This window comes from Bradyrhizobium sp. 197, from assembly GCF_023073375.1.
Taxonomy (GTDB): Bacteria; Pseudomonadota; Alphaproteobacteria; order Rhizobiales; family Xanthobacteraceae; genus Bradyrhizobium.
In genome coordinates this window covers 40169-63111 of sequence record NZ_JADPJJ010000136.1, presented here as the reverse complement: position 1 = coordinate 63111, position 22943 = coordinate 40169, and the positions used below count along the sequence as shown (strand labels likewise).

The window sequence follows — 22943 nt, the reverse complement described above, 5'->3', positions numbered from 1 at the left end:
TTTCGCCCTCTTTCGCGGGGGATGACAGCTGGAATGTGGGAGGCCGCTCCGGACTCGTTGCATCGGTCACTTCGACGAATTGTGGCATCGTGTCAGGATGTTCGCCGGCATGCTCTTTGCGCGCTCGCCATCGATGAGCATCGCGCCAAGTTCGCCCCCACGATCTGGGACGTCCATCGCAGCACCGCCAAGCCGCGACCACTTTCGAGCGTTGAACAACGTTGGTTCGTGGGCGCGCACGCCAACGTCGGCGGCGGCTATGAGACCGACCTGCTCGCGCAGTCTCCGCTGCGCTGGCTGATGAAGAAGGCGGAATCGCAGGGGCTGGCGTTCCGGTCGGAGGTCGATCTGGACGGCGACGACGTCACCGGGAAGATCAAGAACTCCTATAGTGAATTCATGTATGGCGCCTACCAGATCATTTCCCCACCGTCATTCTATCGAACTATTGGCGCTGCGCCGGATGCGCGCGACGACGGGATCCACACCAACGTCAACGAGACCATCGACGCCAATGTTTTCAAACGATGGCGAGCCGATCCAACCTACCGGCCGCAGAACCTCGTGAAAAGGCCCAGCGCAAACACGTGGATCCAAGCCAGCTGCAGACTTCGGTCCGCGCCGACGATCCCGGCGTAGTCGTGCCTGATCCATAGGCGTTCGGATGCTCGCCGAACTTCCACATTGGAGCCGAGCGGACAATAGGGGCCGTGGTCAGAGTTTCCGACTCGACTGATTGTTCTTGTTATGTTCTTATGCGGCATGACCGACCGCCCGCGAGCTGGCGCATGCCGACACCCCGACAGATGGAAAAGCTGGCCACAGCCGTCGGCAGGAAGGCCCCTGCGGCGCGTGGGTTGAGCCCGGGCGATGACTTGCCGCCCGAATATTGGCAGGCTCTCCTGGACGATGCGGGCGCCGACGCCGGCGATCCGGACCCGGGGCCGTCCGGACGCCTGCTGCCACTGAGCCAAATTCCCCAGCATTTACTCCGAGTGGGCTGCCGGCGCTGCGGCCGGACCGTCGAGATCCAGAAGACGGATGCCGCGCGTTTGTACGGTCCGGAGGCGATCTGGCGGGACATCGGCCAGCGCCTCTTGGACAACACCTGCACGCAGCGGACCGGTCGCCATGAGGAAGACGGCTGCTGGCCGCGATTCGAGTAGGCCTCGGCGATTGCGCCGAAGTACCACCCGACGCCCCTCTCCGGAGGCGACCGCAAGGCCCTCGCTAGGGAACTCGGCAAGTCTCGGGCGATGACCTCGATCCTGGCCGCCCAGTCTGCCGATGCCCGGGCCAAAGGGGAGGCGCTAATCCGACAAGCCGACAGGCTGCTGTGCGAGTCGTGGAACGAGCGCATGTGGGCCAACGGCGAACCGATCGATCCGTCGCCGACGATCGACCAGGCCGTCAACGGTGGCCATCCTTGGCTCGAGATCGAATGTTCGCGGTGCAGGACCAAAAGGGACGTCGACTTGGCCGCGCTGCGCCATCCGCCGACGACCTTCGTGCACGACTTGGCAAGCCGGCTCCGCTGCGGCAAGTGCGCCAAGGCCAATCGCCGGCCGGCGGCCAGGCTGCTACAGTTGGCGCAGCGCCCCCGGCAGGCCGCTCCGGAGACCTGACGGATGTGCAACCTCTATTCCATCACCACCAACCAGGCGGCCATCAGCGCGCTGTTCCGCGTCGTCAACCGTTACGTCGGCAACCTCGCGCCGATGCCCGGCGTCTTCCCGGACTACAAGGCGCCGATCGTCCGGACCGGTGCCGAGGGCCGCGAGCTCGCGACCGCGCGCTGGGGCATGCCGTCGTCGTCGAAAGCGCTGATGGACGCCACCAAGAAGCGCGCCGAGAAGCTGCAAGCCAAGGGCAAGACCGTCGATTTCAAGGAATTGCTCCGGATGGAGCCGGATGGCGGCACGACCAACATCCGCAACGTGAAGAGCAAACACTGGACGCGCTGGCTTGGTCCGGAGAACCGCTGCGTGGTGCCATTCAACAGTTTCAGCGAGTTCAACAAGGCCGAAGGGGGCGACATCTGGTTCGTGCTCGATGAAAGGCGACCATTGGCGTGCTTCGTCGGCATCTGGACCAACTGGACGTCAGTGCGGAAGGTGAAGGAAGGCGAGACGACCAACAACCTCTACGCGTTCCTGACGACGGAGCCGAATGCCGAAGTCGGCGCCATCCACCCGAAGGCGATGCCGGTGATCCTGACGACGCCCGACGAGGTCGAAACCTGGATGACGGCACCGGCGGACGAAGCTTTGAAGCTGCAACGGCCGCTTCCGGACGGGGCGCTCCGGATCGTCGCCCGCGGCGCGAAGGAAGATACCGCACCTGCGCTTTCCTAACACCGCGCGAGTCCGGGTCCTGGGTTCGTGCGGCGGAAGGACGGCGCAGCCGGCGAACATCGACGGGCATTCTAGAGCCCATCGAGGCGCTTGACTCCATGCATGCCATTCGAACAAAACTAGAACGAACGATTCCCTCCGCGAAGGTACCGCTTGGCCAAACTGCCGCAACTGCCCGTCTACTATTACCTCGACCACTTCGCCGAGATGCTCGGGTTCGTGCAGCGGACGTATGAACCCGTTCTCGGTCCGGATCATCACGCGTTCATAGCGCGGTTCGAGCGCCTCTCGAGAGACGCCCGATGCCTGTTGGTTCGTATGATCAACCGGCGTGGTGCCATATTCAACCGATCCCTGTTCAACTACTCCGAGATCGATGACGTCGAGCGGGCAATCTTCGATTTGACAGCGGCCGGTCACGCGCGCGCGCTCGGGGAGGCCGACTATGCGGCTTTCGTCTCATGCCTGCCGAAGGACGTCCTCGTCACAGGCGCGCAGGCGGCCGGCCGAGGAGATGTGCGCAGATCATGGTCGAAGCCGAAGTTCATCGACTACTATCTAGAGCTTATCCCCTTTTCGGTCGCGGCGCAGCACTGCGGCGCACACAACTTCATCGCGCTCGATGGAACGCGGCCGATCCAGTTTCTGCTGTACCTGTATTTCGGCAAGACCGAGGTGAGCTTGAAGAACTTCGCGCTGCGCGACCTGGGGATCCTTCGCACCAATCGCGAGACCTCGTTCAGCGCGCGCTTCACCGATGCGGAGGAAGCGCTTGCCTCGTTCCACTACAGCCAGGTTCTCGACAGCCTCGAAGAAGGATCAGAGCCCGTCCACAGGCGGGCCGCCATCGACGTGCTCACCGGGCCCGCCTGCGGGACCCAGTTCGGCGGCGATCTGCGCAATCGAGCCGCGCATCAGACGGGACTCTTCTTCGAGAAAGCGGGCGAGAGCGATCTTGCCCGACAGCTGTACCGGGCGGGGTCTTCGCCGGACTGCAACGAGCGCCTGGTTCGCCTGCTTTACAACACCGGCGATCGGATCGGAGCCGAAGAACTGCTGCACCGGATGATCGATGATCCCGCCAGCGACGGGGAGCACCTTTTCGCCACCGACTTCTACGCCCGCAAGTTCGGCGGACGGCGTACGGGCCTCTACACCGAAGTGTTGCGGTCCGGCCGCGCGATCACCGTCGACGACACTTATCGCGGCAACCCCGAAGCCGGCGTCGCCGGCGTTCTGCGGCGCGAGGGCACCAAGGTTTTCTTCGCTGAGAATGTGCTGTGGCAAACTCTGTTCGGCCTGCTCTTTTGGGACGAGCTCTTCGAGAGCACCCGGATGCCCAGCGGGTTCGATTGGCTACCCCATTGCCTGAAGGACCGCAGCTTCCGTCGGCTGTTCGCCGCGACGATTGACGAGAAGCTGGCTGCCATCACGTCCGGAGCTACTCTTCCGTTGATCCTCCGCACCGTCGCAGCGAAATGGGGCCGCCCAAATGGGATATTCAGCTGGGATCACGTGCAAGTGGACGCGCTGCGCGCGCTGCTCGAAGGATCCGATCCGGCTGGCATCGCCAGCATCATCGGCAGCATGTGTGACGACTTCCGCGGGATGCGAGACGGTTTCCCCGACCTGATGCTGGTGCAGGACGGGAAGGCGTCCTTCATGGAGATCAAGGCGGAAGGGGATGTGATTCGCCGTAACCAGTTGACCCGCCTCCGCCAACTCGGCGCCGCTGGCATCATGGCCGAGATCGGCCGGGTCGATTACCGTTTCGACCCCGCGCAGGATTACGTGGTGGTCGATATCGAGACGACCGGCTCCTGGTCGAACGGCGATCGCATCACCGAGATCGGTGCGGTGAAGGTTCGCAATCACTGCGTCGTCGACGAATGGCATTCTCTCATCCATCCGCAGCGCTCCATTCCCGCAAAGATCGTTCAGCTGACCGGCATCACGAACGAAATGGTTCGCGACGCGCCTTTGTTCGCAGAAGTTGCGGATCCATTCATGGAGTTCATGGCCGACGGCATTTTCGTCGCCCATAATGTCAGTTTCGACTACGGCTTCATCGCCTACGAATTCGAGCGGATTGGGCGACGCTTCAGATTCCCGAAGCTCTGCACGTGCGCCGGAATGCGGCGGCGCTATCCGGGACACAAATCCTACGGACTTGGAAAGCTTTGCGAGATCTACGGCATAGACCTCAAGAATCATCATCGCGCCTTGTGCGATGCGAGGGCCTCGGCGCAGTTGTTGAATCTCATCAATCGGAAGCGGAGCGAAGAGAGACACAGCGCTGAAGCAGCGTAAGGTCTCTGATACGAAAAGCTGCCAGGAACCGCGCCGTGTGGCCGATATTCAAGCGAATCCAGTCGATCGTGACAACAGTTCATTAGCCGCAGCGTTCAGGCCCATTTCTGATAAAGAGAAATATCACTTGCTCCGTCGGGCAAAACAGTGGTTCATAAGGCGCTGGTCCTAGCTGACGAAGGAACCAGCCCGATGGCAAATGACGTCCACACTTCCTCGGAACTGTCCAAGATTGCGAAGCTGAATGGTGACTTCCGAAGGAATTACGGCACGCTCATCGGAGCGATTTTGTATCTCCGCACCGTGGGCGCCGCCCGCAGAAGCCGTTGGCTTTGGGCCGGCCTGATTTCGATCGCTTTTTCGACGGTTCTGAGCTGGTTGGGGCGGCACGGTTGGTTTTTGCCAGCGTTGCCTTGATGGCACCGAACAATGCCCCCTTTTCCTCGTAAAGCGCGCCCCGACGTCGACGAAGGGAGTCAGATGAGAGCCAGACATAGCGTCCTGACCTCAACGGTGCAGGCAACAGCACGTAGTCCTCGATCTCCCGATTCGCCGCATCCAACCGCATCACGGCAAGTAGGCCCGATGAGATCTGCCTTCGGTAGGCTTTCCATTGCGCAGCGTGGTCCTTTCCACGATGCGCCAGTCGTCGCGCGACCAGAAACGAAACCACCCGCGCGCCTCCGACATCAAGCCCGATGCCGTCCGGAACAAGATCAGCCTGGAGACCAAGTTCCGTTCGCAGCGCCTCGGCGAGTTCGCTGGCATGCCTCGATTGTTCAGCGGCCCAAAAATCCCGGTTATCGATCCAGTCGCAGTCGCGCGGCGACACATATCCGATCAGCGCATAGGCCTTCCGCAGCGAACCGAAGTGCTTCACGTACGAGGAGACGTGATTGAGACCCAGCGTCGTATTGATGATGCGCGAGTTGAGCTTACCCCGCCGGCGGAGCGCGAGACGAAGGCGCAACAGCATCTCATCTTCCGGAATCTCCACGCGCCGCTCGGCCAGCAGCTTATGGGCGCGTGAGAAGATGCCCGGATCGACGATAGGCTCGATGGCGGCAGCGCCCCGGACCCAAGCGTTGTCCGGATTCTTGACCAGCTTCTGCCCCAAGCGTCTCGAGGTACGATTGTAGATAGTCTTGCCGATATAATTTTCGTTGCAGAGAATTGTCGGTATCATACCATCGGTCCAAGGTCGGCCATTGTGATTGGCGATGCCCGCGTCGTTCAGTTGGCGCCTGATATCGCTGTACGATTTCCGACTGTTGACGAACTGGTCGAATATGCATCGGATGACCTCCGCCTCTTCGGCAGAACCATGCTGCAGCCGAACGCGATCCGACTGCAGAGCCTTGTACTGACGCTTCTCAAGCTGGCCCTTCGGATGCTCGCTTTCGTCGACCATCAAGCGTCTGAGGCCGTAGCCGACGGGAGCGCCAACGCGGTATCCAAGGCTCGCCACCCGGCAGTGTCCGGCGTGCACCTTGACGGAGAGCTCTCGGCTCCACTCGGCGGCCATGCCGCGCTTCAGGCTTTTCGCGATCCCGGAAACAAAGGTGCCGTCGTTCTTGAATATCTCCGCGCAGTATTCGACCTGGACGCCGCTCCGCTTGCACAGGAATTCGTAGTAGGCACTCTCGTCGACATCTTGGAACCGGCCCCAGCGACTGACGTCGTAAACGAGGATGTGGTCGAAGTCGGCTCGGCCCGATTGAACATCTTCGATCAGTTCGATGAGACCAGGACGCCCCTTGATCCGGAGGCCGCTGCGGCCCTCGTCGCGATAGGTGCGCACAATCGTGAGCGCGTTCGTCTCGGCATAGGCGGCTATGACCGCCATCTGGTTCTGGATCGAGTAACGCTGGAGCTCCCTCGACATTCGAACGTACTGCGCAGCACGGCGCGATCGGGTCCGCCTCGCCAAGCTTGTCCCTTTGGGAACAACGAGCCAGTTACCCATGCACCCCTCCTGCCACTTCAGAGGTACCCGCAATTGCAAATACACCTCCTGCGGCCGGGATAGCAATGCTTCCAGAAGCACTGAGCGCGCCTCATGCCGGGGCCGGAAGTTGGCTTGTGCACAGAGCCGCGGAACACGGGGACAAACCTCAGCCCTGCCGATTGCGAATCCCTGCTGCGTGCTAACCGCCCGGAACGAGAAGACGGGCGAAAGGATTCGTCCCGGCAGGAGCAAGCTCGATGCTGTTGACGAAGGAAAGACGGCCGGCGAACCGCACGCTGCGCGGCTGGGCGATCCACGTGCTGCAGGAGGCCGGCGCCATCCACGAATGCGAGGAACACGGTTGGGCGCGTGACCGCGCGGATCCGCATGCACGAGAGCGTGCCTTCGATATCACCAGACAGGAGCTGCCGTCCGGGGTCCCTCCGGACGATGCCGTCGCGGAAGTGCGCGAGGTACTGGATTCGATCGGCGACAGCTGTCCGGAGTGTCTGCCGGAAGATGTTTGATACCGTGAACCGTCCCGGCATTACTGCAGGACGTCCGGGCGCCCCGATTGATTTCTAGGTGCCGGGGAAAGCCCAACCGTTTATAGTGGCGATCCCTTCGCGCAGCTTCTTTACTGGAACGTATTCCGGCGATTCCCACCATGAATGGATTGCTTCCATGGACGGAAACTCGAACATCACCACCGGTCGCTCGTCGTGCTCGCCCTCGAGGACATCGACCTTGGCGCCCCGCGCGACGACTTTGCCGCGAACTTCACCATCAGCGGAACGACGGCTTCACGGTATTTCTGATACTGAGCTTGGTCGGTGACCGTCACTTGGACGACAAAATAAGCTGTCAAAATGGCCTCCCTGCTCAAAGGGCACATCAAACCGCAATCAGAGCATGCCGACAAGTAGGGGTATTTGCCTTCCAGTCACGACGGTAGATCGGATGTTGCCGGCCTACGCCCGGGCGCTGCGCAGGGCGCGCTTCAGCTTCTCCCGCTCGCTCGCCCATTTCGCGTCTTCGGCTTCGATCCGCTTTTCGATCGCAGCCCGCTCGGCATTGAGTGACTCGGACCGTTCCTGGTGCTCCCGCTCCTTCTCTCGCGCTGCCTCCTCCCTGCGCCGGTCCGCATCGCGCCGTTTCTGCTCGCGCTCGAACTCCGCGGCGGCCTTGCGAGCATCCTCCATGCTGATCTTTGGAAGCGGTGGCTTGTTCGAGGCCGAACCCCCAGGTTTCTTCGCGCGACTTTCTTCCTGGTCCAAGTCCGGCAATTCGGCATGCTCGGCGAACCGACCGCTCGATCCCGCCGGCGCTTCAGCACCACGCCGGGCTTCGCCATGGTGGCGGCGACGACTTCCGGATCGTCGGTCTCTTTGGCGTGCCCCTGATGGAAGAGTTACTGCCTCCGCCCCACGCCTCGAGCGCCGCTTTCATCGAGCGCGCGGCGATCGCAAGATCGTAGAATCCCAGCGAGGTCTGATACGTCTTGAGCTTTCGCGCCATGTCGCGCCCGCTCGCTGCTCGTCAGCGCCGGCGGGCGACCCACATTCCCAGCACGAACGCGACGGCGAGCGATTGCAGGGGCGCCTGGACGGTTACCCTGCGGAGGCGGTCCGCCCAAACGATGGCGGCATCCTTCGCGGGCTGGGCCGGTCGCCGGCGGGCCCCGGAGGTCTGCTCGTTGCCGTCCATCTCGTTCGTCAGCCCGGAGGCTTCGGTCATTGCCGAGGCTTCCTTCAAATCCATATCCATGCGGCTCTCCTATTCCGTCGTTAGGCGGTCTTCCGCTGCGGCTTGGCCGCCGGCTTCTTCGCCGCCGCATCCTTCGCCGGCTTCTTGCCCGCGATCGGCATCAGCATCTCCTTCTGGCCGGCCGCCGCCTTCTTCGCCTTCTTGACCGGCTTCTTCGGAGCCTTGGTCTCCGCCGTCGCGGCGCCGACGCTCTTGCGCAGCGCGTCCATCAGGTCGACGACGTTCTCGCCGCGCGGACGCTCCTTCGGAGTGATCGGCTTGCCGGCGCGCTTCTGGTTGATGAGATCGATCAGCGCGGTCTCGTAATGGTCCTCGAACTTCTCGGGGGCGAACCGCCCGGCCTTCTGATTCACGATGTGCCTGGCGAGATCCAGCATATCCTTGGTCACCTTCACGTCCTGGATCTCGTCGAAATACTCCTGCTCGCTGCGCACCTCGTACGGATAGCGCAGCAGCGTGCCGACCAGCCCCTTGTCCATCGGCTCGAGCGCGATGATGTGCTCGCGGTTGGTCAGCACCACCCGTCCGATCGCGACCTTGTCCATCTCGCGGATGGTCTCCCGGATCACCGCGAAGGCGTCATGACCGACCTTGCCGTCCGGGCGGATGTAGTAGGGGCGGATCAGGTAGCGCGGGTCGATGTCAGTTCTGCCGACGAACTCGTCGATCTCGATGGTGCGCGTCGATTCCAGCGCGATCTCCTCGAGCTCCTCCTTGGAGACCTCGATGTACTGGCCTTTGTCGAGCTCATACCCCTTGACGATGTCCTCGTTGGGCACCTCATCGCCGGTGTCGGCATCGACCTTCAGGTACTTGATCCGATGGCCGGTCTGCCGGTTGAGCTGATTGAACGAGATCTTCTCGCTCTCGGACGTGGCCGGATACAGCGCAACTGGGCAGGTGACGAGGGACAGGCGAAGGAAGCCTTTCCAGTTGGCGCGCGGGGCCATTACGCAAAACTCCTCGAGGGCGGCACGGATTCAAGACGATTCAATTGGTCTGGTTCCGACAATCGCCCGTCCTGCCCTCGATTCATCTTTAACGGGGCATCCCGCCGCGCCAGCGGAAGTAGCGGTCTGCTTGACTAGCATCGAACAAAGAGAGAACATTGGGGCATGGCCGCCCCCGAGACGTCCGCGCCCGCCCCTGACGACCTGGAGGCCGCCGCCGACCTGGCCATCGCGGCCTGCGGCGGTGACGCTCGGGAAGCCGTCAAGGCGCTGATCGTGGCGAACAGCTTCCTGGAAGTCCAGGTCGACGAGCTACGGGCGGCGGTTTCCGCCGGCTACGCGCGCGGCCGGTTCGAGGTACTGCGCGATCGAAAGGACTGGTACGACTGAGATGGCTGAGGTCACCTACTACGTCGCCCTGCCCTTCGTAGCGGCCGATGACGGCATCGCCGCCGGCGAGGCGGTCGAGTGCTTCAATCCGAACGCCGCCGTTATGCAGGCCGAGGCGCTCGCGCGCAAGCCGGGCCACGTCGGGGCGGTGGCCTTCAGTCGCAGCGGGGACCCGGCGACCGGCGAATTCGGCGACGCCAAGGGCATCCGGAAGTTCGGCGAGGTGCCGGACGATCTGAGCGCGCTGTGACTCCCGATCAGTTCTTCGCCTGGGTGACCGCGCACGAAGGTCGCTTTGAACTCGTGGATGGCGAGATCGTGATGCTGGCCCAGGCCGCACGACGGCACGACCGCGTCGTCGTGAATCTCCTCACCGCCATTCATGGCCAACTCCGTGGAGGTCCATGCCGGCCACGCGACGCATGCCGGATCTGGGCGTAGACTGCGGACGCCCGGAGGATCAGTCGTTGATGGCCGTCGCCGGCGACGGGCGGGTTCGACCTGACCGTAAAGCTTTCGGAATATCAGTCCGTATCGCGCGTGGATCACATCCTGTTCGTGGATACCGAAAATCCGCGCGTGCTTCTGTATTCGCGCGTCAATGGCTTTTGGAAGGACCGCCTGGTCGAGGGGCTCGATGCCGTCATCCAACTCGAAAGGCTGAACGTGACACTCGGCCTGCGAGATATCTACGACGGACTGGAGTTGCGGCCGCGACAGCCGATCGGAGGAATGCCGTGAAGGTCGCCGAGCTCATGGGATGTCGACGAATTCAACAGCTGATGCTGCTGAACGAGGCCGCCGTAGGTCCGGCACGCCCTCGGGCTACGCCGCGATGGAGTCCACCAGGACGTCCGCCCGGACCACGCGATTGCGACCTCGATGCTTGGCCGCATAGAGCGCCTGATCGGCCATCCGCATGATCTTGCCCAGATCTATTTCGCCATGGGATTCGGCGAGCCCGATGCTGATCGTCACGTTGGTCGAGGCACCTTCAGCGACGACTGCTTCGGCGGCGCAGGCCTGCCGCAGATCTTCGGCGTATTGGGCAGCGCGTTCCTTGGACACCCCGGTCATCACAACGGCGAATTCCTCGCCGCCATGCCTTGCCACCAGCATCTGCCTTCGCTCCGCGAAGGAGCACAACACCTGCGCCACCGCGATGAGCACCTTGTCTCCGAACTCATGCCCGAACTGGTCGTTGATCGCCTTGAAGCGGTCGATGTCGCACATCAGCACGGTGGTCGGCAGGTTCGCATCGCGCGCCTTGGTCAAGGCCGATTCGGCGGCCTGATCGAAGCCCCGTCGGTTGAGCAGTCCGGTCAGCTGGTCGGTGCCGGAGATTCGCTGCAGTTCGGCGCGCGTCAGCGCCAGCTCGCGCATCGTCAGCGCGGACCGGTAGCTCAGGGCCGCCGTCAGCAGCCCCGAAATCATCATGCTGATTAGGATGGACGATTTGGTCACGAAGCCGACGCGCACCAAGGCATCCGGATCGGGTCCGAACTGCAGGAGGCACAGGGACAACGTCAAGACGACGGTCAGGCCGACGCTCACGGCGGAACGGCCCATCGTGTGGCGTAGCGCGTCCCGGTGCGTAATGATGTCGATGGCCATGGCTCTGCCGTCGTAAAGCGGCCAGCATCCGCCCCCTCACCTTCAAGGCAGGTTAAGGCACGCTCCGCTCCGAAGACGCCGTTAACGCCGACCTAAAGACGAAGCTCAAATTGCGATGGTCAGCCATGAAAAGCGCAGCGGCCTGGAGTCCTGCGCTTCAGAAACCTCGCTTGAGCCTGTCGCTTCGCGGCAAGTAGGCTGACGCGAGTCATGTCCCAGTCACGCTCTTCGTCGGCGGGATAGTTGATCAGGACGCAATGAACCGGCCGCCCCGAGAAGTTGCAGCGGTTGTACAAAACCTTGTCGCCCTTGTAGCTGGACACTGCAAAGAACCGTGGTGTCACTCGCTTGTACTGAATGCGAGGAGGCGGATGCTTCTTTGCCAGAAAAGCAGCGGGAGCATCGTTCTCGACGTTGGACGCGGCCTGGATCGTGAGGTCTGCGCGCCCGTCGGCGGTTTAAAAGCGTTGCCCGTAACCCTCGGGTCGGCCCGCTGCCTCGGTAAATATTTAGGACGCTCCACGGCTACTTTTCCAAGCATGGCGACAAGTCTCATGACTTCATGGCTGAAGCCGATCTGGTCGGTCGATATATCGATGAAATCGTCGCCGTCGCAGACGGGGTCGCTGCGCCGGCGATCGTCCAAGCGGATCATGTTGTCCTTCGACGAATGGAATGTCTGGTATCGCACGCGCGACCGCGCGACCCGCACCAAGCCGGGTTGGCCGGAGGCTCCGGCCATTCTCGAAGAGCTTTATACGATGGAAGACACCCTGGTCTTCGGCGCTGCGCTCCTGACGCTGATCAACCGATGCGACCGGGTCAAAGCTGCCTGCGTGGCTCAACTCGTCAATGTCACTGGGCTGATCATGACCGAGACAGGGGGACGGGCCTGGCGCCAACCGATCTTCTATCCGTTCCAGCATGCGTCGCAGTGGGCCCGCGGCACGGTCCTCGACATGCGCCTGATCTGCGGAACGTTCGCCGCAAGCAATGGCGAACGGTTTCCCGACATCGTCAGCACTGCCGTGCTGGCGGAGGACGGACAGAGCCTCGCACTGTTTTGCGTCAATCGTAATTTCGGACGGGCAATTGATCTGGACATCGATCTGCGCGGGTTCAAGCTCGACAGCTTCATCGACAGCCGCGTGATGACATCGGCGGACCTGGACGCGACGAATACCGCTGACGATCCCGAGCGCGTACGACCTGAGCGAGGCCCTGACGCCACGATCGACAACGGCGTATGGCAGCTGAAAATACCACCAGCGTCGTGGAGCGTATTTCGCTTCGCATGCCAGTGACAGAAATCACCTCGAGACGGTCCATGACATGCTTGGCCCATCGGGGTTAGGCAAATCGGCTGGAGCCCCGCCGGCGAGTGCCCTTCATAGCTTGATGCCGGCCGGACCACAGAAGACTTCAAACTCACGTCCGCGTGCGATGCCGGCGAGCGTGATTCCGCCGGCTTCAGCCGTGCGTATCGCAAGCCCGGTCGGCGCCGAAATGGCAACGATGATGCCGGCGCCGATCGCGGCGGCCTTTTGCACCATCTCGACTGACATTCGGCTCGTGAGCACGACGGCGCCAGTGCGGCCTGAAAGTCCTCGTGTCGCAAGGGCTCCCGCGAGCTTGTCGAGCGCGTTATGGCGGCCAACGTCCTCGCGCACGATCATGTTGCTGCTCTCGGGTTGAAAAAATCCGGCGGCGTGAGTGGCGCGGGTCGCGCGGCCCAGACTCTGCGCCGCGGTGAGCATCTCGATCGATCGGCTGATTTGCTCGGCTGTCAGGCTGAGCTGCCGCTTGGCGGGTCGGATGATCCGGTTGGCTTCGCGCAGGCTTTCGATTCCGCACAGGCCGCAGCCGGTGGGGCCGACCAGGTGCCGCCGTCGCTCCTTCAACTGTCGGCCGGCATTTGGCCGCAGCCACATCCTCAGCTCGACGCCGTCGGGTCCCGGAACGACCAGAAGCTCATCGATCTCGCCCACGTCCTGGATAATGCCCTCGGTGAGGCTGAAGCCGAGCGCGAGATCGGCCAGGTCGGCAGGCGTGGCCATCAGAACCGCCACGGTCGTTCCGTCGTAGACGAGCGCGACCGGGCACTCCTCGGCAACCTCACGTTCATCCTGCACGCCGCTCGACGTGAGCCGGGGCATCCTGACGGAAGCAGTGGGGGCCGACAGACGGTCGCGTTCGCCGAAGCGGGAGCCATGCATGGTGTGTGCCCTACGACGATGTATCGACGCGCGAGATAGCTCAATGTTCCGAATGCCGAGGAACTAGCGACCGGCTCTCCGGTTTTCCGGTCGGGGCTTGCAGCTGAAGGGCCCGTCATGCGGCAAAAAGCAAAAGTCGAGAATTATGATTCGCCGGCTGGAGGCTGGGGATCGCTGAACGCCGTCATGCATATTCTCACGCAGGAAGAGGTCGCGATCCTCGGCAGCGAGATTCTGCTGAAGCAGAACAAGCCAGGCGGTTACATGTGCGTGAGCTGCTCCTGGGCCAAGCCCGCGGATCCGCATCCGTTCGAGTTCTGCGAGAACGGCGCGAAGGCCACAGCCTGGGAAATCACCGGAAAGACCGTCACGCCCGATTTTTTCGCGCAGCACCGGCTGGCGGAGCTGCGAACCTGGTCCGACCATCAACTGGAGGAGCAGGGGCGCCTGACGACGCCGATGCGCTACGATCCCGGCAGCGATAAATATCTTCCGGTGGCGTGGGAGGACGCGTTCCGGGAGATCGGCGCCGAACTGAACAAGCTCGATCCATGCTCCGTCGTCATGTACACGTCCGGCCGCGCCTCGCTGGAGGCCAGCTACATGTACCAGCTGTTCGGCCGCATGTACGGCACCAGCAATTTCCCCGACAGCTCCAACATGTGCCACGAGTCCACATCGGTGGCGCTGCCGCCGGTGATCGGCGTGCCGGTCGGCACGGTGCTGCTGAAGGATTTCGACAGCACCGACTGTATCTTCTTCTTCGGTCACAATACCACGACCAACGCCCCGCGCATGCTGCATCCGCTGCAGGAGGCAGCCCAGCGCGGCGTGCCGATCGTGACCTTCAATCCGTTGCGCGAGCGCGGACTGGAACGCTTCGTCAATCCGCAAAATCCGGTGCAGATGATCGCGGGCGGTACCCGCATCAGCTCGCAATACCATCAGGTGCGTGTCGGCGGCGACGCCGCGGCCATCGTCGGCATTTGCAAATGGGTGATCGAATCCGACGATCTCGCGCAGGCGAACGGCAGCCCGCGGGTTGTCGACGCCGATTTCATCGCGCAGCACACCGCCGGATTCGAGGAATTTGCCGCGTTCTGCCGCGCGCAGGATTGGGGCGAGATCGAGCGGGCGTCGGGTCTCGCGCGCGCCGCGATGCTCGACGCCGCGAACGCCTATATGGGCGCGAACGCCGTGATCGCCAATTACGGCATGGGCATCACCCAGCACAAGCACGGCGTCGAGACGGCGAAAATGATCGTCAATCTGTTGCTGTTGCGCGGCAATATCGGCAAGCCCGGCGCCGGCATCTCGCCGATCCGCGGCCACTCCAACGTGCAGGGCCAGCGTACCGTCGGCATCTCCGAGAAGGCCAAGCTGGTGCCGCTGGACAGGCTCGCCGAACTCTACGGTTTCGAGCCGCCGCGTTGGGATGGGCTGACGACCGTGGATGCTTGCGAGGGCATTTTGAAAGGCGACGTGCGTGGCTTCGTCAGTCTCGGCGGCAATTTCGTGCGTGCCATTCCGGAGCGGTCGCTGATGGAGCCGGCATGGTCGGGCTTGCGTCTGTCGGTGCAGATCGCGACAAAACTCAATCGCAGCCATATCGTGCCGGGCGAGGTGACTTACCTGCTGCCATGCCTCGGCCGGATCGAGATCGACCAGCAGGCGGGCGGCGCGCAGGCCGTCTCGATGGAGGATTCCACCGCTTGCGTCCATGGCTCCCGCGGCCAGCGCAAGCCGGTCGCAGAGCACGCCCTGTCGGAACCGGCGATCATCGCCGGCCTCGCCAAGGCGACGCTGAAGCCGAACCCCAAGATCGACTGGGAGAGCTGGGTCGCCGATTATTCACGCGTGCGCGACGCCATCGAACTGACCTACCCCGATCAATTCAAGGATTTCAACAGGCGCATGTTCGAGCCCGGCGGCTTTCCGCGGCCGCTCGCCGCGCGCGAGCGCAAATGGAAGACGCCCAACGGCAAGGCGAATTTCACAGTGCCGAAGGCGGCCTTCAGCCCTCCGAATGAGACCGACGGCGTCTATGAGCTGATGACCATGCGCGCCGACGGGCAGTTCAACACCACGATCTACAACGAAGACGACCGCTTCCGCGGCCTCAAGGGCAGCCGCTACGTCGTCCTGATGAACCCGGCTGACATGGAAGCCGATGGTCTCAAGTCGGGTGACACCGTCACCCTGGTGACCGAAGCCGGCGACGGCATCGTGCGCAGCCTGAGCGAGCTCCAGGTCGTCGCCTATGACATCCCGCGCCGGAGCATCGCCGGCTATTACCCGGAGTGCAACGGGCTGATCCCGCTGTGGCACCACGCGGAAGGCAGCAAGGTGCCGGCGGCGAAGTCGGTTCCGGTGCGCGTGTTCAAGGCCGTGGTGCCTGAGATCATCGACGGCGGAGAAATTCCGATCACGACGGTCTGAGCAGGCGACGAACGTGACGGAACGGATGTGGCGCGACGCGGGTTGCCGGTCGGCAGCATCTGCGGCAAGCCTACGGACTGTCCGATGAAATCAAAGTCGATCAATGACGGCGTCGAACGAACATTCGTCCTCATCCTCGATCCCGGGGAAGAGGCCTTCAAATCCATCACCGAATTCGCCGGTCGCGAGAAGATCACGGGCGCCTCTGTGTCGGCGATCGGTGCCTTCTCGACGGCAAAGGTCGGCTGGTTCGACTTCGCCGCCAAGACCTACAAACCGATCGAACTCAACGAGCAGTGCGAGGTGCTGAGCCTGCTGGGCGATGTCGCACAGGGCGATGACGGCAAGGCCAGCCTGCATTTGCATGCCGTGCTCGGTCTACAGGACGGAACGGTACGCGGCGGGCACCTGCTGTCGGGGTCGGTTCAGCCGACCCTCGAGGTGATGATCAGGGAGACGGTGCTTCATCTTCGCCGCAGGAAGCGCCCTGATCTAGGCATCGCGCTGATCAGCATTTAGCCCGTCATGACGCTTTCGACGGCAGGGCGTAGGCGATCAGCTCGTCGCCGATCGGCGTCTCCATGAAGTGATGACCGCCGGCCATGATCACGAGGTACTGCTTGCCGTTTTCCTCATAGGTCATCGGTGTCGCCTGTCCACCGGCCGGAAGCTTGTCCTGCCAGACCGTCTTGCCGGTCTTGATGTCGATGGCGCGGATCAGATTGTCGGTCGCCGCCGCGACGAAGATCAGGCCTCCCGCCGTGATGATCGAGCCGCCGTTGTTCGGCGTGCCGATCGTGATCGGCAGCATCGAGGGAATGTTGAACGGGCCGTTGGTGCGGGCCTCGCCCAACGGGCGGTCCCATATCGTCTTGCCCGTCTTCAGATCGATGGCGCGGATGCCGCCGTACGGCGGCTGCTTGCACAGCAGTCCCGTTCCCGGCAGTCGCCAGCCGGCATTGACGTTGATGGCATAGGGCGTTCCGGCCTGCGGATCGCCGGCGCCCTCGACACCGCCGATGCGGCCGCGGGTCTGGTCGCGCGGCGTCCAGCCGCGCTTGTTGGCCTCATCGCGCGGGACCAATCGATTGTAGTTCGGCATATCGTTGTAGTTCGCGACGATCACGCCGCGCGCCGGGTCGATCGCGATGCCGCCCCAGTCCGATCCGCCATTGTAGCCGGGATACTCGATGTATTTTGTGTCGGTGGTCGGCGGCGTGAAGATACCCTGGTAGCTGGCACGCTTGAACTCGATGCGGCAGATCATCTGATCGATCTGCGACATGCCCCACATGTCGCGTTCGGTCAGATCGCGCTTGGCCAGCGTATGGTAAAGCGAGAACGGCTGCGTCTTCGACCGCTGTTCGGGCTCGACGCCGCCTTGCGGCACATTGCGCTCCTCGACGCCGGCCAGCGGCTTGCCGTTGCGACGGTCGAGCACAAAAATGTCCCCGCGTTTGCTGGGCAATACAAGCGCGGGGACCGTGCCCTGGTCGGTCGGGAAATCGACCAGAGACGCTTGGGATCCCAGATCATAGTCCCAGACGTCGTTGTGAACGGTCTGGAAATGCCAGGCGACCTTGCCGGTGGTGACGTCGATCGCGACCAGCGAGGTGCCGAACTCCTTCTCGCGATCCGAGCGGCTGCCGCTCCAATAGTCGACCGCGGAGATGCCGAGCGGCAGATAGACCAATCCGAGCTGTTCGTCGCCGGACGCGGTGGTCCACATGTTGGGTGTGCCGCGCGTGTAGGTCTGGCCCTCTGGCGGAACGGCCGGCGCGTCGGGCTTCACCATGTCCCAGGCCCATTTGAGGGCGCCGGTCGTCGCGTCATAACCCTGGATCACGCCCGAGGGCGCGTCGCGCTTCTGACCGTCGAGCACCTGATGCCCCGTTACGATCACATTCCTCACGATGGTTGGGGCCGAGGTGATCGAGTACATGCCGGGATCGTGACGACCGATGCCGAGCGCGGTGTCGACCTCGCCGCCATGGCCGAAGGCCTGACACCGCTTCCCGGTCTTGGCGTCGATCTCGATCAGCCGTGCATCCAGCGTCCCCAGCACGATCCGCCTCGCGCAGGCCGCCGTGACGTCGGCATCAGGAACGACGAAATAGGCGACGCCCCGGCAGGCAGCCGTATAAGGGATGGACACGTCCGGGACCTGCGGATCGAAGCGCCAGCGCTGCTGGCCCGTGGCTGGATCCATCGCGATGACCATGTCCTTGGGCGTGCAGACGAAAAGGGTGTCGCCGACCTTCAGCGGCGTATTTTCAGAGCCATAGGTGCCCTTGGTCTCGGAGACCGGTAGATCCTTGGTGTGGACCTCCCACACGCGTTTCAGCGAACCCACATTGGCGGTCGTGATCTGATCCAGCGGCGAATAGCGCCGCGCGCTGAAGGAGCCGCCATAGGCCGGCCAGTCCGCGCCAGTTCGAAGCGAAGAGGGATCGTTCATGGTCAGCGCAGGAGAGGAAGACGCAGAAGGAGCAGGCGCGGTATCGGCCCGCGCGCTTGCGATGCGCGGTCCCGCGAACATGGCGACGGTCGCGGCAAGCAGGAGGACCGAGGCGGCGGCGAACGCCGGCACGGTGCCGCGCCGAGAGGACGTCAGGGTCGGACTGACGATCAGCGTCAGCAGCAAAAGCACCGCGGGCCCGACCACTCGCGGGACCAGCGCCCATCCGTTGATGCCGACCTCCCAATAGGCCCAGGCCAGCGTTGCCAGGAAGACAAGGAGATAGAGCAGCGCGCCTTCGGATTTACGCATGACCAGAAGGATGCCCGACACGATGAGACCGATGCCGGCACAGAGATAATAGGGCGATCCATGCAGCGAGATGAGCCAGGCGCCGCCGATCAGCAGGACGATGCCGATGACGGCCATGATGACGCCAACAACAGGCGCCGCCCAGGTGTTGAAAATCGACCGCGCGCGTGACATGGCAGACCTCGTCCGATCGTGAGGGAACGTGGGGTCAAACGCAAGTCGTGTCGATCGTTCCTCCGGACTGTGGTATCCAATAGTTGCATCGGCCGTTGCGCGTGCCGACCGAACCCTAACCGAATCCTACGTTCGCGTCATAAAGTCCATCAAGCCGAGCCAGAGCAGGATTCCGAGCCAGAACAAGCCGGCGCCGGCGAAGACCAGCGTCAGCCCGTTGCTATGCCGCAACTCCATGAAGACCGCGGCAACGAGTCCCGCCTTGATGGTGCCGATGCTCAGAGCCACGACGGCATTGCCGGCTCCGAGCGGGACGTAGGCGAGCATCACGGTCAAGGCCAGCAGGGCCAGCAGCCCGAGCCAGGCTCCGATCAGGACAGGCGGTGGTCGCCATTCTGTCATGAGGACCGTCCCGGCAAATAGATCAGCGCGAACAGAAAAATCCAGACAACGTCGACGAAGTGCCAATACAGCGCCGCGCTGTGCAGGGCCGTCCGGTGGCGCGTGGTCGGCGCCTTCCGGCAGATGGTTGCGAGCGTGATCAGCAGGCAGATTCCGATGAACATGTGCAGGGCGTGGATCGCGGTCGCAATGAAGTAGAAGATGAAGAACAGCTGGATGCCATTGGCCAGCGGCCCGGCGAAGTGGAAGTCGATTCCCGGGACCAGATGATCCTCATATTCGTTGCTGTACTCGATGCCCTTGAGCACGATGAAGACGAAGCCGAGGCAGGCCGCACCCACGAGCAGCCGCGTGACGATCCTGGCGGTCCTGGGCGAGAAGATCTCGACCGCCCAGGCCACGAGGAAGCTCGATGTCAGCAGAACCGCCGTGTTGGCCGTTCCAATCACGATATCGGTATGCCGGCTGCCCTCGGCAAAGGCATGCGGATAGGCGTGCCGATAGACGAGAAAGGCGAGGATCAGTCCGCCGAACAACAGCACCTCGGTGGCGATAAAGACCCACATCCCCAGCTCCGCGGTGTGGTCGCGTTGCGCAGCCGAGAGATATTGTGGTGCGACGGCGGGAGCTTCAGGCATTTTGCGGCTCCGCCTCGAAGTCGCGGGAGTATTGATAGGGCGCCCGCGTCACCACGGGCTGGGTCGGAAAATTGAACTCCGGCGGCGGAGAAGATGTCTGCCATTCCAGCCCGGTGGCGTTCCACGGATTCGCCGGCGCGCGGGCACCGAAGAAGGCGGAGTAGCCGAGATAGAACAGCGGCATCAGATAGGCGACGGCGAGCATGGCGGCGCCACCGGACGAGAGCACGTTCCAGACCTGGAATTCCGGCGGATAGACGTGATAGCGCCGCGGCATGCCCTCCGCGCCGAGGATGAATTGCGGAAAGAACGTCAGGTTGAAGCCGAAGAAGATCAGCACCGCGGCGGCGCGAGCCCAATATTCCGAATAGAGCCGGCCGGTAATCTTCGGCCACCAATAATGCAGGCCGCCGAAATAGGCCGTCACCATTCCGCCGACCATGATGTAGTGGAAATGCGCGACGACGAAATAGGTGTCGGTCGCGTGGACGTCAAAGGCGAGGCAGGCCAGGAACAGGCCGGTGAGCCCGCCGATCGTGAACAATCCGATGAACCCCAGCGCATAGAGCATCGGCGCGTCGAAACGCAGGGAGCCCTTGTGCAGCGTCGCGGTCCAGTTGAAGACCTTGATGGCCGAGGGCACCGCGACGATGAAGCTCATGAAGGAGAAGACGAGGCTTGCGACCAGCGACTGGCCGCTGACGAACATGTGATGGCCCCAGACCAGGAAGCCGAGCGCTGCAATGGCCAGGCTCGCCCAGGCTACGAATTTGTAGCCGAACACGGGCTTGCGCGAGAAGCAGGAGATCAGCTCGTTGATGACGCCCATGCCCGGCAGGATCATGATGTAGACGGCGGGATGCGAGTAGAACCAGAACAGGTGTTGGAACAGCAGGGGATCGCCGCCGATCCTGGGATCGAAGATGCCGACACCGAAGAAGCGCTCGGTCGCCATGAGCAGCAGCGTGATCGCGAGCACCGGCGTCGCCAGCACCAGGATCACGGACGTCGCGTAGAGCGACCACAGGAACAGCGGCAGCCGGTACCAGGTCAGCCCCGGGGCGCGGAGCCGGTGGATGGTGACGATGAAATTGAGGCCGGTCAGGATCGACGAGAATCCGGCGATGAAGACCCCCGCGGCCGCGGCCATCACATAGCTGTTGGAATAGAGCGTGGAGAACGGCGTATAGAAGGTCCAGCCGGTGTCGATGCCGCCCGCGAAGATCGCAAACAGCGTGAGCGAGCCGCCGAGCATGAAGATGTACCAGCTCATCAAATTGAGCCGGGGGAAGGCGAGGTCGCGCGCGCCGATCATCAGCGGCACGATGAAATTGCCGAGCGTGTTGGGAATCGAGGGGATCAGGAAGAACCACACCATGATGATTCCGTGCATGGTGAACAGGCGGTTGTAGGTATCGGAGCTGACGAGATCGGCTTGCGGGGTCGCAAGCTCGATCCGGATCAAGGTGGCAGCCGCGCCGCCGATGAAAAAAAAGACGATCAGGCTGGCGAAATACAGGATCGCGATCCGCTTGTGGTCCGTGGTGGTGAACCATGATTTCAGCGTGTAGTCCGTCGTGAGATAGTTCTTCTCGCTCATGATGGGCGTCCTGCGAGCGATTTGATGTAGATGACGAGCCGCAGCAGCTGATCCTCGCTGACCTTGCCCTCGAACGATGGCATCAGCGGCTCGTAGCTGGCGACGATCTGGCTGCGCGGCAACAGGATGGAATCCCGGATATATTTGTCGTCCGCAATCACGCTGCTGCCGTCGGACAGCGGCACCGGCTTGCCGTAGAGACCCTCGAGCGGCGGTGCGCGGACCTTGCTGCCATTGCCGTGGCAGCCGCTGCAGCCGAGCGCGCGAAACAGCTGGCCGCCTTCGTCCGCAAGCGGGCTCGAGGGGGCCTGCTGCGCCAGCCATTTCGAGAAGTCGGCCGGCGCCATTGCCACGATCTCGCCGATCATGCCGGAATGATCGGTGCCGCAATATTCGGCGCAGAACAAATGATAGCTGCCGGGCTTGTCGACCTCGATTTCGATGTCCTGGTAACGGCCGGGCACGACGTCGTGCTTGAGCCGCAATGCGGGGATGAAGAAGCTGTGAATGACGTCCTGCGACGCCATCACCAGGCGGATCGGGCGCCTGATCGGGACGTGCAGCGCGTCGATCTCGGACTGGCCGCCGGGATGCTGCGTCTTCCACATCCACTGTTTTGCCACGACGAACACGTCGAGTTCGTCCGCGGGCGTCTTGTAAATCTGAAAATAGACGACTGAACCCCAGATGAAGAGGCCGAGGAAGCCGATGAACGAGGCGGCGGTCCAGCCGACTTCCCAGCGCCAGCCTTTCTCGACGCGATGGTCGCGGTCGGTCTGGTTGCCGGCGCGGTAGCGGGCGCAAAACAGCGCAAGCAGGAAGAACAGCAACCCGAGCACCAGCGCACTCATGATCAGCAAGCCGGCGAACAGCAGGTCGACATCGCCGGCATGCGGCGAAAGCCCGGGCTGCCAGAACGGGATCCACTGGCGCCACATCTACGGCACCCTCCATCGACGCGCATAGATTGGCATCATGGAGAGGGCCACCCCGGCAATCCCTTGCGCAGCAGGATGTCGATTGCGCGATCGACGGGGATGCGAACCGTTCCCCGGCTGCGATCGGTCCAACCGTAATCGCGCGTGAGCTGCTCCTCGTCATGCCGTACGATCTGCAACGTCTTGCGAGGGGCAACCTCGAGCGGCGGCACGTTCGAGCTGAGCGCAGGCCGGCTCGCGGGCGTGGTGCGGGTGCGTGATTGCGGGAAGATCAGCGGCAGCACGAGAGGCGTGACCACGACGAAAGTCGCAAGGCCGGCCGCGAGCCAGACGACGAGGCGCATCGAGACGTCCGACCGCTCGTAGCCGAAGCGCTTGCTTTCCGCCGCCATACCGATGTCCTCGATGCGGCGGGACAATTCCGCATCGAGAA

Annotated in this window: 24 protein-coding genes and 2 pseudogenes; 12 read left to right on the top strand and 14 right to left on the bottom strand. The window is 63.0% G+C overall.

From position 1 onward, the window contains the following. The first annotated feature begins 33 nt into the window (after positions 1–33). From IVB27_RS30290 to IVB27_RS30270, 5 genes are all read left to right on the top strand, one after another. Positions 34–639: a phospholipase effector Tle1 domain-containing protein gene (locus IVB27_RS30290; protein ID WP_247446532.1), complete on the top strand. Its 606-nt coding sequence runs from the start codon at positions 34–36 to the stop codon at positions 637–639. Between the two features lie 149 nt (positions 640–788). Further along, positions 789–1166 carry a hypothetical protein gene (locus tag IVB27_RS30285; RefSeq protein ID WP_247446531.1) on the top strand — a complete coding sequence of 126 codons (378 nt, stop codon included), beginning with the start codon at positions 789–791 and terminating at the stop codon, positions 1164–1166. A gap of 9 nt (positions 1167–1175) precedes the next feature. Continuing rightward, positions 1176–1625, top strand: a complete 450-nt coding sequence (locus tag IVB27_RS30280; RefSeq protein WP_247446544.1) for a hypothetical protein — start codon at positions 1176–1178, stop codon at positions 1623–1625. A gap of 3 nt (positions 1626–1628) precedes the next feature. Beyond that, the gene (locus IVB27_RS30275; RefSeq protein ID WP_247446530.1) at positions 1629–2354 is read left to right on the top strand and encodes an SOS response-associated peptidase; all 726 of its coding nucleotides are present in this window, start codon (positions 1629–1631) and stop codon (positions 2352–2354) included. 153 nt (positions 2355–2507) lie between these two features. Continuing rightward, positions 2508–4664, top strand: a complete 2157-nt coding sequence (locus tag IVB27_RS30270; RefSeq protein ID WP_247446529.1) for an exonuclease domain-containing protein — start codon at positions 2508–2510, stop codon at positions 4662–4664. Positions 4665–4938: 274 nt separating this feature from the next. Here the strand turns inward: IVB27_RS30270 and IVB27_RS30265 are convergent, their stop codons facing one another. Then, entirely contained in the window at positions 4939–6630 is a 1692-nt protein-coding gene (locus tag IVB27_RS30265; RefSeq protein WP_247446528.1) for a recombinase family protein, read from the bottom strand. A gap of 239 nt (positions 6631–6869) precedes the next feature. Here IVB27_RS30265 and IVB27_RS30260 point away from each other — a divergent pair, with 239 nt between their 5' ends. Then, a complete protein-coding gene (locus tag IVB27_RS30260) occupies positions 6870–7139 on the top strand; it encodes a hypothetical protein (protein ID WP_247446527.1) in 270 nt (89 codons plus the stop codon). A gap of 54 nt (positions 7140–7193) precedes the next feature. Here IVB27_RS30260 and IVB27_RS43830 read toward each other — a convergent pair. The 4 genes and pseudogenes from IVB27_RS43830 to ku all read right to left on the bottom strand — a co-directional run bounded on the left by IVB27_RS43830 (position 7194) and on the right by ku (position 9329). After that, a pseudogene (locus IVB27_RS43830) lies at positions 7194–7507 on the bottom strand (DUF1330 domain-containing protein). 76 nt (positions 7508–7583) lie between these two features. Then, a complete protein-coding gene (locus IVB27_RS43825) occupies positions 7584–7889 on the bottom strand; it encodes a hypothetical protein (protein WP_456664274.1) in 306 nt (101 codons plus the stop codon). 262 nt (positions 7890–8151) lie between these two features. Then, a complete protein-coding gene (locus IVB27_RS30245) occupies positions 8152–8379 on the bottom strand; it encodes a hypothetical protein (protein WP_247446525.1) in 228 nt (75 codons plus the stop codon). Positions 8380–8399: 20 nt separating this feature from the next. Beyond that, a complete protein-coding gene (ku, locus tag IVB27_RS30240; RefSeq protein ID WP_247446524.1) occupies positions 8400–9329 on the bottom strand; it encodes a non-homologous end joining protein Ku in 930 nt (309 codons plus the stop codon). A gap of 165 nt (positions 9330–9494) precedes the next feature. Between ku and IVB27_RS30235 the strand changes: the two genes are divergently transcribed. The 3 genes from IVB27_RS30235 to IVB27_RS30220 all read left to right on the top strand — a co-directional run bounded on the left by IVB27_RS30235 (position 9495) and on the right by IVB27_RS30220 (position 10460). Beyond that, entirely contained in the window at positions 9495–9719 is a 225-nt protein-coding gene (locus tag IVB27_RS30235) for a hypothetical protein (RefSeq protein ID WP_247446523.1), read from the top strand. 1 nt (position 9720) lies between these two features. Next, on the top strand, positions 9721–9969 hold the full coding sequence (locus IVB27_RS30230; RefSeq protein WP_247446522.1) for a hypothetical protein: 249 nt from the start codon (positions 9721–9723) through the stop codon (positions 9967–9969). A 290-nt stretch (positions 9970–10259) separates the two neighbouring features. Continuing rightward, complete coding sequence (locus tag IVB27_RS30220) at positions 10260–10460, top strand: hypothetical protein (RefSeq protein WP_345946939.1); 201 nt, start codon at positions 10260–10262, stop codon at positions 10458–10460. A gap of 84 nt (positions 10461–10544) precedes the next feature. Here IVB27_RS30220 and IVB27_RS30215 read toward each other — a convergent pair whose 3' ends face one another. Both IVB27_RS30215 and IVB27_RS30210 read right to left on the bottom strand, forming a co-directional pair. Beyond that, the gene (locus IVB27_RS30215) at positions 10545–11333 is read right to left on the bottom strand and encodes a GGDEF domain-containing protein (RefSeq protein ID WP_247446521.1); all 789 of its coding nucleotides are present in this window, start codon (positions 11331–11333) and stop codon (positions 10545–10547) included. Positions 11334–11527: 194 nt separating this feature from the next. After that, positions 11528–11842, bottom strand: a pseudogene (locus tag IVB27_RS30210) (hypothetical protein); the annotation flags it as partial. Between the two features lie 87 nt (positions 11843–11929). Here IVB27_RS30210 and IVB27_RS30205 point away from each other — a divergent pair. Continuing rightward, complete coding sequence (locus IVB27_RS30205; protein WP_247446520.1) at positions 11930–12637, top strand: alpha-L-arabinofuranosidase C-terminal domain-containing protein; 708 nt, start codon at positions 11930–11932, stop codon at positions 12635–12637. Between the two features lie 84 nt (positions 12638–12721). Here the strand turns inward: IVB27_RS30205 and fdhD are convergent, their stop codons facing one another. After that, on the bottom strand, positions 12722–13549 hold the full coding sequence (fdhD, locus tag IVB27_RS30200) for a formate dehydrogenase accessory sulfurtransferase FdhD (RefSeq protein WP_345946938.1): 828 nt from the start codon (positions 13547–13549) through the stop codon (positions 12722–12724). 117 nt (positions 13550–13666) lie between these two features. On the opposite strand from fdhD, the gene IVB27_RS30195 reads away from it, so the two are divergent. Beyond that, positions 13667–15988: an FdhF/YdeP family oxidoreductase gene (locus IVB27_RS30195; protein ID WP_247446519.1), complete on the top strand. Its 2322-nt coding sequence runs from the start codon at positions 13667–13669 to the stop codon at positions 15986–15988. 84 nt (positions 15989–16072) lie between these two features. Further along, positions 16073–16507 (top strand): PPC domain-containing DNA-binding protein, encoded by a 435-nt coding sequence (locus tag IVB27_RS30190; protein ID WP_247446518.1) that lies wholly within the window; start codon positions 16073–16075, stop codon positions 16505–16507. Between the two features lie 4 nt (positions 16508–16511). Here IVB27_RS30190 and IVB27_RS30185 read toward each other — a convergent pair whose 3' ends face one another. The 6 genes from IVB27_RS30185 to IVB27_RS30160 all read right to left on the bottom strand — a co-directional run bounded on the left by IVB27_RS30185 (position 16512) and on the right by IVB27_RS30160 (position 22929). Further along, positions 16512–18932 (bottom strand): membrane-bound PQQ-dependent dehydrogenase, glucose/quinate/shikimate family, encoded by a 2421-nt coding sequence (locus IVB27_RS30185; RefSeq protein ID WP_247446517.1) that lies wholly within the window; start codon positions 18930–18932, stop codon positions 16512–16514. A 126-nt stretch (positions 18933–19058) separates the two neighbouring features. Then, a complete protein-coding gene (locus tag IVB27_RS30180) occupies positions 19059–19334 on the bottom strand; it encodes a cytochrome C oxidase subunit IV family protein (protein WP_247446515.1) in 276 nt (91 codons plus the stop codon). Beyond that, positions 19331–19972: a cytochrome c oxidase subunit 3 gene (locus tag IVB27_RS30175; protein ID WP_247446514.1), complete on the bottom strand. Its 642-nt coding sequence runs from the start codon at positions 19970–19972 to the stop codon at positions 19331–19333. Before IVB27_RS30175 ends, IVB27_RS30180 begins: the two co-directional genes overlap by 4 nt. Beyond that, positions 19965–21572 carry a cytochrome c oxidase subunit I gene (gene ctaD, locus IVB27_RS30170; protein ID WP_247446513.1) on the bottom strand — a complete coding sequence of 536 codons (1608 nt, stop codon included), beginning with the start codon at positions 21570–21572 and terminating at the stop codon, positions 19965–19967. The genes IVB27_RS30175 and ctaD overlap by 8 nt, the downstream gene beginning before the upstream one ends. Continuing rightward, positions 21569–22510: a cytochrome c oxidase subunit II gene (locus IVB27_RS30165; RefSeq protein ID WP_247446512.1), complete on the bottom strand. Its 942-nt coding sequence runs from the start codon at positions 22508–22510 to the stop codon at positions 21569–21571. Before IVB27_RS30165 ends, ctaD begins: the two co-directional genes overlap by 4 nt. A gap of 35 nt (positions 22511–22545) precedes the next feature. Continuing rightward, entirely contained in the window at positions 22546–22929 is a 384-nt protein-coding gene (locus tag IVB27_RS30160) for a hypothetical protein (protein WP_247446511.1), read from the bottom strand. Between the last annotated feature and the right edge of the window lie 14 nt (positions 22930–22943).